Origin of the sequence: Ligilactobacillus pobuzihii E100301 = KCTC 13174, assembly GCF_000349725.1 — a bacterium.
GTDB lineage: Bacteria > Bacillota > Bacilli > Lactobacillales > Lactobacillaceae > Ligilactobacillus > Ligilactobacillus pobuzihii.
Genome location: NZ_KB714704.1, coordinates 40796 through 50058, shown reverse-complemented (window position 1 = coordinate 50058; position 9263 = coordinate 40796). Strand labels below are relative to the sequence as shown.

Sequence of the window (9263 nt, the reverse complement as noted above, 5' to 3'; positions counted from 1 at the left end):
TTCGTTCATGTAGGCTTCACCCAATACCAGAGTTGGTGAAGCCGTTAATTCTTTTAACGGGAAAGCCTCGCGGATCTCAACTTTAACTTCGGGTGTTCCCTCACCATAATCTTCTGTTTTACCATCCCAGTATGTGACAGAAACTGGGATATCAAAAGCATTGCTCAAAAGTTTCCTATAAATTGTCTTCTCTAACATGTAAAAATTTCCTCCAAGTCGTTTTTCCTATACCTGACTATGGTTGAGCCTGTCTATTCTTTCATATTTGAGACTTGCACCATAAGGACGCCTGGTAAACCTTCAAGTTCCAACAAAAATTGGTTTGTATCAAACTTATGACTAACCAGAGCATCTGATTCTAACACGATCATCTTATCATTGATTGCTAATAAATTAAATGAAGCATCTTTAACACCTTGCTCATTATAAAAACTTCGCAGTTGTTCTAAATTTTTTTGACCGGGCTTTATTTCGATATGCAATCGCATCCGTACACTACGCATTAGCGAATTGATCAGTGAATCATCATGGAAATATTTTTGTACCAACACAATTAAAATCGTAGCAATAATGCTGATCACATACATCCCGGCACCTACCGACATCCCGATCGCAGAAACTGCCCACACACCAGCAGCCGTTGTTAAACCACTGATTTGAGATTTGCGGACCAAGATCGTCCCAGCACCGATAAAACTGATCCCACTCACGATCTGAGCGGCAATACGTGAAGGGTCCAAATCAATATTATTAGTTGATAAAATGTCATAAAAACCATATTTTGAAACTAACATGATCAATGCCGAAGCTACTGCAACCACCATGTGCGTCCGAATACCGGCACTTTTACGCAACTTTGAACGTTCAAAGCCGATCGCCGCACCACACAAAGCAGCTACTAGTAATCTAATAGTCCATTCTACACTTTGCGACATAGATCTAAGATCACCCTCTTTTCTTATAGAATGTCATCATCAACTATTTTAGCTTTTAAATAATTAGTCAAAACTTTTAAAAAAATAATTTCAAAAATTTGAGCTAGACACCATTAAAACATGTATACAACTTGTCTTAACAGATAACTATTTGTTGACCAAAAGGTATCTTAATCAATAAAAATGCTAAAAAACAATTCATATTATAAGATATCAGGCCAACAAATCCCATGTCTAGCAACTTTTAACTAAATTTCTAATATACATATTATCATACTTTTTAATTTTTGCGACCACTAAGGATCTCTAGTAAGCGGACCCATTGTTCAATGATCCGGTTACCACTAAACTCATTGGAACGTGCTAAAGCTGTCTTGCCCCATAGCTGACGTTTTTTCTCATCAGCGAGCAGTGGCTTTAGTGCACGATAAACTGAATTCTTGTCAAATTTAGCCAGTCTACCATACCGACTTTCCTTTAAATATTCCTCAGTTCCCGTATTTTCAGTCGCCACGATTGGCAATCCAAAAGTCATCGCTTCGCCGACTACCAACGGTAAACCTTCCCAGCGTGAAGTTAACAAAAAAATCGAGGAATCGTGATAGTGTTCTTGTAGCTGCTCATCTGTTAAAGAACCACGCAAAATGACTTTATCTTCCAAACCTTTATCTGAGATCATTTTTTGCACTTCTTTTTCATCAGGCCCAGTCCCAGCGACACGTATCTGCCACGGGTCTGGCAACAACTCACCGACTTCTACCATTAGATCTAATCCCTTATGCGCGATATCCATTCGACAAACCATCGAGATCACAGGCTCTTTGAGATCAGAACGCTCATTAGCCTCAAGTGTCAACGGATTGTATAAACATATCGTGTTTCGGTTCAACAAAACAAATTGGTCAGTATCAGATTGTGTCAGTGCAATGATCATATCGACCGTTTTTAATCCTGACTGGAACTCTGGTTGCATGTCCTTATAATACTGGTTCATATAAGTTTGATAATTATTGTGCATCCAAGCGAGCTGGATAACTTGCGGACGCTCTTTCCTAATAAATGGCGCAAAACTAGTCAATGTACCTGCCGTTAAAACTACCGCATCAAAATGATTTTCTTCAATGACTTTCACCAGATCTTTTATTTGTTGGTCAAAGTCATCCCACGGTGCCCCACCCCGATAACTTTTACCAGTATCATAGGGATGTTTCGCGACAAAAAGTGGAGCTTCCAATTCAAAATAAGATTTGATCGTTGATAACGAATAAAAAGAAACATCATAAATTTTCGATAAGTAGTTTCCCACTACGATCGTTGCGCGGTGTGCGCCATCCATCTTTAGATTCTCTAAACAAAATAAAATTTTCATATGGACACCTCCGATAGGTTTACTTAAGCAAAGCCATTCACTAAAAAATAAATATCCGATAGCTTTTTTAACTACTTTTTGCTGAACCATTAACAAGATCAACTACGTTCAACCCCAAATTCACCTTAAACAGGTGTAGTGCCCCTAAAAATTTTTTTGAAAAAGGAGGCCCGCTTTCGCTTGCCTCCCCACTTGACTTAATCTTCCAAATAGATTTTTTGGAGATCTTTTCTTTGTTGCTTATCAACACCTAATTCACTTTCGAGATAATGATCTAATGTACCGTATTCACGTTGCATCGTCCCTAAAGCACAATCTAAATACTTTCCCGAAACGAAACTTAATGCTTGCATATTCTCTGAGTAGATCGCACTTTGTTGCTGTACTGGTATTCGCTCAGACGCTGGCTTAAAATTTCGACGTAATTTTAAAAATTCGTTGGAAACTAGATAATCAGCCCGGATCGTGTCTTGATCAACGCCTAAAGCCGTTAATGCATACACCGCACCCATTCCGGTACGATCTTTACCCGCTGAACAATGGAAGATGACTGATTGATCATCTCGGTCATTGGCCAATAACAGATCGAAAAACTTCCGGTAGGCTTTTTTAGCATTGTCCGACAACACAATATCATTATAAGCATCGAGCATCTGCTTAAAGCCAGCATTTTTTTCGTTCATTAGTCGATCATCTTCAGCCCGGTCATCTGACTGGCTTTTCGTTTCATCAACCGTAAAAACTGGTGCGAAATGGTAAGCGGTTTGGGACGGTATCCGATCTGGTTGTTTTTGTTTTTCACTCGGTGAACGAAAATCAATATCATATCTTAGACCATATTCATCCAAATAGTTAAGGTCTTGTTCAGATAAATTGCTTAAAGCCGCCGATCGTAGTAATTTACGTTTCTTAAGGTGCTTACCTTCAATAGTTTGGTAACCCCCTAATTCTCTGAAATTAAAACCATTTTGAATTCGTAACTTTTCTGGCATCATGGATTAATTCTCCCCTTTAATACTCCAAAACCCTCTGCGATACCTTAACTGATAATTGAGACAAACTAATGCATTTTTTCTGCATGTTCCTTATTAATTTACCAGACCTGAAACTAAATTGCTAGTTAGATGCTTTATAACGATCAAAATTAGAAAATTTCGATATTTCTAACTAAGTAAAAGACAAGCCACGTTTCAATCGTTATAATATGACTAGAAAATGTTCAAGGAGATCTGTTTATGACAACTTTTTACCTAGTCCGCCACGGCCAAAGTTTGGCTAATGCACAACATATTTTACAAGGAGCTATGATCGACACGCCTCTTAGTGATAACGGTAAGCAACAAGCTCAACAAACTGCCGCCAAACTAACAAAAAAAGGATTTGAGTATGTCTTTTCTAGCCCATTACAACGTGCGGCCCAAACTGCACAGATCATCGCTCCTACACAGTCAGTTACATACGACTGGCGTTTACGTGAATTTGACTATGGTCAATGGGATGGGCAAAAAATTGCTGAACTGTGGCAAAAATATCCACAATTTTACGATGCTCAGCATAACTTACTAGACGGTTCACAAAAATACTCACATGGAGAAACTCATACACAGGCCAAACAACGACTTTTAGCCTTTTTTGAAGAAGTAACGACTCAATTACCTAAAAATGCCCAAGTCTTATTAGTGAGCCATGGTTATACTATCAAACTGATCGTGGATCTTGTCTTAGGGATCAATAATTTAGCTGCTTTAAATGAGCCCACTAACGCTGGAGTCACTAAAATCAACTGGTCTTTTCAAGCACGAACACTGAAATACTTTAACCGTTAAAAAGAACTGAAACATAAGTATCTGTCCCATCCTAAAAAGGCCGTCGACTTAACCCATTTAATGGGATAAATCGACGGCCTTTAAACGTGTTCCAAAAAGATTGAAGTCTTACTATAATAACGATCCTTATTCTGTTCCTTCGCTTCGCTATGATTCAAAATAACGCAATCATCGTTACAAATCGGCTTTTAAACATCTTTTGTCTCACTTTAATGTTTGATTAAGTATACAGGTCAAATGTTTTCGCTGTTATTTATTTCACACTAACCTAATTATTCATACCTTCATCATAAATCTTCATTTTACCTTGAACGATACTATCAACAAGGTCAGCGTATGGGACGCCATCTTTTTCCACTTCTTGGGGCAACAAGGAAAGTGGCGTCATACCAGGTAAGTTATTACCTTCGATGACCCAGACCCCTCGATCATTAGTAAAGAAGTCGATCCGTCCATAGTTTTGCAAACCTAATGCATCCATTGCTTCTACAGCAACACGCTTCATTTCAGCATGCACTTTTGGATCAAGGTCATCTGGTGGGGTGATGAAGTCTGTATGGCCTGCTTGGAATTTATGCTCGAAGTCATACCAGCCATCATGAACTTTGATCTCAATCGCAGGGAAAGCATAACCATTGACCACCCCTAATGAGAATTCACGTCCTCCGATAAATTCTTCAATGATCGCACTATTATCGAAACGGAAAACGTCCGCTAAACTCTGCTCTAATTCAGCGTCATCATGGACAATATGTGTTCCAACTGAAGAGCCACCAGAAGTCGGTTTAACAACTACTGGATAATCAAACGGTAACTTGTGCCCCTTTGTTCCTTCATCACGTTTGATCTCAACAAAGGCTGCAGTTTGGATCTTGTTATATAGCATCAATTCTTTACTATAAACTTTGTTCATGCAGATACCACTAGCAGTTGATCCACTACCAGTATAGCGGATATTATTTAGATCCAGTACAGCTTGCACCTTACCATTTTCTCCATCGCCTCCATGCAATGCCAAGAAAACAATATCTGCAGCTTTACAAATATCTAAAACATTTGGCCCGAATAACTCGGTCGTACCATCTTCGCGCAGGGCGTTAATATCGTCATCAGTTAGGATAGCGTCTGAGATCTGCAGGTCCTTGCTCGTATTGGCATCCTCAAAAACTGATTCGACACTTGCTCCTGCTGGTAGATCGTAACCAAGAAACAGGTCGACAAAGGTTGATTGGTGGCCCTTCTCACGTAACGAATTTGTGATCCGGTAACCACTTGAAATTGAAACGTTTCGCTCGGTACTACGCCCGCCAGCTAAAACGGCAATTTTCATAGGTTGAACACCTCCAGGTTTATTTAGAATCTTAAGTATACCATAAAAATAAGGGAGCGGGTAATTATTTTTTGAATTCGATTACATTTTTGTTATGAAAACGCTAAAGTCATTATTATATCAGTATTCTTTACATGTAAAAAAATTTTAATTTGTCAAAAATATACCCACTTCTAAGCTATTTTTGTCCTTGCCGATAAATTCGCATGATTTTTATCAACTGAGCCGCAGTCACAAAACGTGCATTTTGCAAACTAATATTTAGCGGGCCCTGACCTAATTTGAGTTGTGGTCGAACTAACAACCGTTTATAAACAGGTAAGGCAGCTAAATAATTTGCTTCATCCTTTAGCCGCACGCTGACCTGTCCTTGAACTCCAACTGGCAATTCGGTCAACCCAACGACTTTTTCCCATTTAACTAATTTGCCAGTCGAACTCAACCGGGAATGATCATAAAAGCCAGCTGCAGTGATCTTAACTAAAACCTTGCCCGTGAAAAACTGTTTTAACAAATGCAAACCTAACCCACCAAAGATTATGACCAAAACAGTTCCAAAAATCAGATATCCAGCCTGTTTATCAGGCCACCCCAAATACAACAAGCATAGACCCAATAAGACTATTAATAAGTCCGTGAATAATAGTTGCGTTTGTTTACCCTTGAGCTCATAAACTATATAAGGTTTTGTAATATCCATAAACATTCCTCCAATTCTAGAACAAGGTGAAGTGAACTTGTTCAAAAAAACGAGCACTATCGGACTTTTGTCGATACATCGTGGTTTTTGATGTATTGTTAAAAGTTGGATAGGCACAGGCTTTTAGCTCACATAACCTGACTAAAAGTTATTCAAGCACCAAAAAAAATGACACCTCCATCAGCATCCGACAGAAGCGTCTCAGTTGTTTACTTACAAATTATTGTCTTGCAAAAAATTCAACAATGTCAAATTAAAAGCATCTGGTTGTTCAGCCATCACAATATGCCCACTCTCTGGTATGATCTTATAAGTCCCATAGCGAGCAGATTTAGCGATCAGTGGTGCAAAATTACAATCAAAAAATGGTGACTTCTCGCCGGCAATGATCAAAAATGGACAAGTAAACTGTGTGATCACATCACGCCAATCTTGAAATGCATGATCTTTTAAGAAAGGATAATTCAGCTTTTCATCATACGGATACTTTTCTTGTGCTTCTTTATTGACACGATAAGTCTCATCTTTCAATTTATGGTAGGTCGATCTACCAAGCGGCTCTTTTAAAACTGATGGGAAATTATCCCAGGTAACCTTATTTTTAAAACCATAATGCCATTCATCGTCAATGATCATCTTTGGACTTTGATCGACATCAATGATCGCAGCCACGTCTGTCGTATTAAATAAAGAAGCATAGGCAAAAATTGTCGCAGCTCCCATTGAATTTCCCAGTAAGATAGGTTTTTTGATGTCTAAAGCAACCATGATCTCACGTAGATCCATGGCATGCCGGGAGATCCTTAGGCCCTTTGTAGTATGTTGCGCGGCACCTTGATTTCTGGCGTCGATGTTGATCACCCGATAACCCGCATCAACTAAAGCAGACACCTGATCTCGCCAAATGACGCGATTGCCCCCTATCCCACTCAAAATCATTACTGGTTGGCCCGAACCCACGTCATCATACTCTAATCGCACATCATCGCTTGTTCTAAATTTCATGGATTGCCTCCTAATTTTAGCAAACTTGGCGCTATTTTAAAGCTCATCTCTTATTTAACCAATTCAAAAACTTCACAAACACACTTTGATTCAGGTGTAAAAGTTGCATTATAATTAGCATATTCATCTTTAAAGAATTCTACATGCACCTGATGCCAGTATTCATAACTGCGGTCTCCTTCTCCCTCATGGTAGGCATGTTCTTCAGAAATATACTTAAATGGTATTACTTCTACTACCTTAGTCTGTGTAACACAAACAGGCTCATTTTTGCTATTCAAAATAATATTATATTCTCCCACTTTTGGTAATGGATCATCGTCAAAAGCATATAATTCAAAGCCCGAAGTCGTCGCAGTCTTGATACCCTGTTGGACCAATTTCGCTAAACCATCGGCATCTGTGCCAAAACTCCAAGCTTCTGGCTCCAATACATTTTCTAAATGATGCTCAGTCACAAACTTACCCCAAAATTCTTTGATTTTAGTTTCCATTTTTTCTCCCCGCCCATTATAGTTTCACATAAATTGCTAATTATTTTTTTAAGTTACTCCACCAAAAAAACATCAAGCTATTCACTTCAACTGATCGTCAACTTATGAAAGCCTTTTTACATTACTAATTATAGACAAATATTACTCACTTTTTCAAATCAAACTTCAAGATATTTTTTACACACGCAGCCCCTAAACTAGAATGTTGTTAGTTTAGGGGCTGTAGTAATTATTTTATCTGTTACTAATTTTTTAACTGCCGGATTTCTGACTAGTCATATCACAACTTCCAACATAATCTGCCTAACTAACCTCGTATCATGTCGGTAAAGCCCTCTATCACTCCTGTTTTACCGGCTTGCTTTGTTTAAAATGTTGTCGACAGATCTCTATGACGGTTTGAACAACTAGCTGCATTCCTTCAACTGTTACATACTCGTATTTGCCATGGAAATTATTTCCGGAATTAAATAAATTAGGTGTTGGGATCCCTTTTTCTGTTAAGAAATTCCCATCCGTACCACCCCGAAAAGGAGTCACATTTGGTGTTAAACCTAATTTTTTGTATGCACTCAACGCAAGTTCTACAATGTAAGGATTTTTCTTGATTTTATCACCAATATTTGAATACTGGTGCTTTAAGGTCAATTTAACACGCTTTTCTTCAAAACGTGCATTGATTTTAGTTGTTATTTCCCGCAATAATTGTTTCTTAGCTTCAAAACGCAACTTGTCAAAATCACGAATTATCAAGTTTAACCGCGCGTGATCGGGTGTGCTTTCTTGGTTAGTCACCATGATGAAACCCTGATGACCTTGGCTTTTCTCAGGAACTTCATCATCCGGCAGGGATGCAACAAATTCATTAGCCAAAGTCGTAGCGTTCACTAATAAATGATAAGCATCTCCTGGATGGACGGGCGTTCCTTTGATGTCGACCTGAGCTGATGCAGCGTTGAACGTTTCATATTCTAAGTCACCTGGTTGACCATTGTCCAAGGTATATCCAAACTCGATAGGAAACTGACTTTCATCGAAATGCTTTGCTCCCTGACCAATTTCTTCGTCTGGTCCAAAAGTCACGTAAATCGGCCCATGTAAAATGTCTGGTTGATCAACTAAAGTTTTTAAGGCTGATACCAAAGCAGCCACGCCTGCCTTATCGTCTGCACCTAGTAAGGTCGTTCCATCAGTCGTGATCAAGCGCTGTCCTACTAACTTTTTTAGTTCTGGAAATTCTGCCACAGACAAGACAATGTCTTCTCGCTTATTTAAGACAATATCTTCCCCATCGTAATTGGGATAAACCTGTGGACTCACATTTTCTGCCGGATAGTCAGCTGTATCCAGATGAGCAAAAAATCCCAGGGCTGTGACTTCTTTTGTATTATTAGCGGGCAAATAAGCTGCAGCAAAACCATTCTTTTCGTTATACCAAGCTTGCAATCCTAATTGCTGCAAATCTTTTACAACACGTTTTGCCAATTTAACTTGTCCTGGTGTCGTCGGGATCGTCTGGCTATTACCATCTGAACGAGTATTATACCGACAATATTTGAGGAAATGTTCTTCCAAATAACTTCCTTTTATTTCAACCATATCTT

The 9263-nt window shown here is 38.8% G+C and carries 10 protein-coding genes; 1 reads left to right on the top strand and 9 read right to left on the bottom strand.

Features of this window, described 5'->3' with window-relative positions; translation table 11 throughout:
• The 4 genes from LACPOB_RS12790 to LACPOB_RS0111130 all read right to left on the bottom strand — a co-directional run.
• Positions 1-198 (bottom strand): DUF7884 domain-containing protein (locus LACPOB_RS12790; RefSeq protein ID WP_040533226.1); only part of this gene is annotated, 198 nt, incomplete at its 3' end.
• Between the two features lie 53 nt (positions 199-251).
• Positions 252-935, bottom strand: a complete 684-nt coding sequence (locus LACPOB_RS0111140; protein WP_017868900.1) for an MgtC/SapB family protein — start codon at positions 933-935, stop codon at positions 252-254.
• Between the two features lie 280 nt (positions 936-1215).
• Positions 1216-2304, bottom strand: a complete 1089-nt coding sequence (locus LACPOB_RS0111135) for a glycosyltransferase (RefSeq protein ID WP_026142838.1) — start codon at positions 2302-2304, stop codon at positions 1216-1218.
• A 197-nt stretch (positions 2305-2501) separates the two neighbouring features.
• Complete coding sequence (locus LACPOB_RS0111130; RefSeq protein WP_017868898.1) at positions 2502-3299, bottom strand: tyrosine-protein phosphatase; 798 nt, start codon at positions 3297-3299, stop codon at positions 2502-2504.
• 240 nt (positions 3300-3539) lie between these two features.
• Here LACPOB_RS0111130 and LACPOB_RS0111125 point away from each other — a divergent pair, with 240 nt between their 5' ends.
• Positions 3540-4130 carry a histidine phosphatase family protein gene (locus LACPOB_RS0111125; RefSeq protein WP_017868897.1) on the top strand — a complete coding sequence of 197 codons (591 nt, stop codon included), beginning with the start codon at positions 3540-3542 and terminating at the stop codon, positions 4128-4130.
• A gap of 268 nt (positions 4131-4398) precedes the next feature.
• Here the strand turns inward: LACPOB_RS0111125 and LACPOB_RS0111120 are convergent, their stop codons facing one another.
• From LACPOB_RS0111120 to pepT, 5 genes are all read right to left on the bottom strand, one after another.
• Positions 4399-5460 (bottom strand): D-alanine--D-alanine ligase family protein, encoded by a 1062-nt coding sequence (locus LACPOB_RS0111120; protein ID WP_017868896.1) that lies wholly within the window; start codon positions 5458-5460, stop codon positions 4399-4401.
• A gap of 178 nt (positions 5461-5638) precedes the next feature.
• The gene (locus LACPOB_RS0111115; protein WP_017868895.1) at positions 5639-6160 is read right to left on the bottom strand and encodes an STM3941 family protein; all 522 of its coding nucleotides are present in this window, start codon (positions 6158-6160) and stop codon (positions 5639-5641) included.
• 213 nt (positions 6161-6373) lie between these two features.
• Positions 6374-7165 carry an alpha/beta fold hydrolase gene (locus LACPOB_RS0111110; RefSeq protein ID WP_017868894.1) on the bottom strand — a complete coding sequence of 264 codons (792 nt, stop codon included), beginning with the start codon at positions 7163-7165 and terminating at the stop codon, positions 6374-6376.
• 50 nt (positions 7166-7215) lie between these two features.
• Positions 7216-7659, bottom strand: coding sequence for an ASCH domain-containing protein (locus LACPOB_RS0111105; protein ID WP_017868893.1), 444 nt, complete (start codon positions 7657-7659; stop codon positions 7216-7218).
• Positions 7660-7998: 339 nt separating this feature from the next.
• The gene (gene pepT / locus LACPOB_RS0111100; RefSeq protein WP_017868892.1) at positions 7999-9258 is read right to left on the bottom strand and encodes a peptidase T; all 1260 of its coding nucleotides are present in this window, start codon (positions 9256-9258) and stop codon (positions 7999-8001) included.
• Between the last annotated feature and the right edge of the window lie 5 nt (positions 9259-9263).

Excerpts from the sequence above, each read along its gene's own strand:
- LACPOB_RS0111140 (WP_017868900.1), bottom strand. The coding sequence starts at position 935 with ATGTCGCAAAGTGTAGAATGGACTATTAGATTACTAGTAGCTGCTTTG.
- LACPOB_RS0111135 (WP_026142838.1), bottom strand. The coding sequence starts at position 2,304 with ATGAAAATTTTATTTTGTTTAGAGAATCTAAAGATGGATGGCGCACAC.
- LACPOB_RS0111130 (WP_017868898.1), bottom strand. The coding sequence starts at position 3,299 with ATGATGCCAGAAAAGTTACGAATTCAAAATGGTTTTAATTTCAGAGAA.
- LACPOB_RS0111125 (WP_017868897.1), top strand. The coding sequence starts at position 3,540 with ATGACAACTTTTTACCTAGTCCGCCACGGCCAAAGTTTGGCTAATGCA.
- LACPOB_RS0111120 (WP_017868896.1), bottom strand. The coding sequence starts at position 5,460 with ATGAAAATTGCCGTTTTAGCTGGCGGGCGTAGTACCGAGCGAAACGTT.
- LACPOB_RS0111115 (WP_017868895.1), bottom strand. The coding sequence starts at position 6,160 with ATGGATATTACAAAACCTTATATAGTTTATGAGCTCAAGGGTAAACAA.
- LACPOB_RS0111110 (WP_017868894.1), bottom strand. The coding sequence starts at position 7,165 with ATGAAATTTAGAACAAGCGATGATGTGCGATTAGAGTATGATGACGTG.
- LACPOB_RS0111105 (WP_017868893.1), bottom strand. The coding sequence starts at position 7,659 with ATGGAAACTAAAATCAAAGAATTTTGGGGTAAGTTTGTGACTGAGCAT.
- pepT (WP_017868892.1), bottom strand. The coding sequence starts at position 9,258 with ATGGTTGAAATAAAAGGAAGTTATTTGGAAGAACATTTCCTCAAATAT.